Annotated in this window: 2 protein-coding genes; both read right to left on the bottom strand. The window is 63.2% G+C overall.

The window, feature by feature from the left end:
• Positions 1 to 278: ATP-binding cassette domain-containing protein (locus tag U5782_RS41265; protein WP_322049623.1), on the bottom strand; the 278-nt coding region annotated here is incomplete at its 3' end.
• On the bottom strand, positions 278 to 877 hold a 600-nt coding region (locus tag U5782_RS41260), incomplete at its 5' end, for an ABC transporter ATP-binding protein (RefSeq protein WP_322049622.1). The genes U5782_RS41260 and U5782_RS41265, both read right to left, overlap by 1 nt.

Below are 877 nucleotides of genomic sequence, written 5' to 3'. Positions count from 1 at the left end.
GCGAAGATGCCGCGGCCTTCCGGCACCATCGCGAGGCCCTTCTTGAGCAGTTCGTGCGCGGGCACGCCCTTGATCGACGTGCCCATGTACTCGATGTCGCCCGACGAGTACGCCTTCAGCCCCGTGATCGCCTTCATGGTCGTGGTCTTGCCGGCGCCGTTCGCGCCGATCAGCGTGACGAGCTCGCCCTGCTGGACTTCCATGTCCACGCCCTTCACTGCCTGAATGCCGCCGTAATTGACCTGGAGGCCCTTGATTTTCAACATCGGTGTAGCCATCAGTGAACTCCTGCGCCCAGATATGCCTCGATTACCTTCGGGTCCTTCTGCACGTCTTGCGGCAGACCTTCGGCGATCACCTTGCCGTAGTCGAGCACGGTCATGCGGTTGCACAGGCCCATCACCAGCTTCACGTCGTGCTCGATCAGCAGGATGGTCTTGCCATCGGCGCGGATCTTGTCGAGCAGGCGCGTGAGTTCGACCTTCTCGGTCGCGTTCATGCCGGCGGCCGGCTCATCCAGCGCGAGCAGCTTCGGATCGGTTGCCAGCGCACGCGCGATTTCCAGACGGCGCTGGTGGCCATACGAGAGATTGCGCGAGGTGTAGTCGGCGTACTGCGCGATGCCCACGTATTCGAGCAGTTCGAGCGCGCGTTCCTTGATCTCGCGCTCTTCCTTGCGCTCCGAAGACGTCTGGAACACGGCGCCCAGCAGGCCGTGCTTCGTGCGCACGTGACGGCCGACCATCACGTTTTCGAGCGCCGTCATGCCGCCGAACAGACGGATGTTCTGGAAGGTGCGCGCGATGCCCGCCTTCGCCACCTGGTAGACGGCTTCCGGCTTGTACTCCTGACCGTCGAGCTTGAATTCGCCCGAGTC

Origin of the sequence: Paraburkholderia sp. J67 (assembly GCF_905220265.1) — a bacterium.
GTDB lineage: Bacteria > Pseudomonadota > Gammaproteobacteria > Burkholderiales > Burkholderiaceae > Paraburkholderia.
Note: the sequence above shows the minus strand (reverse complement) of the source record. Positions and strands in the feature narration are given on the sequence as shown.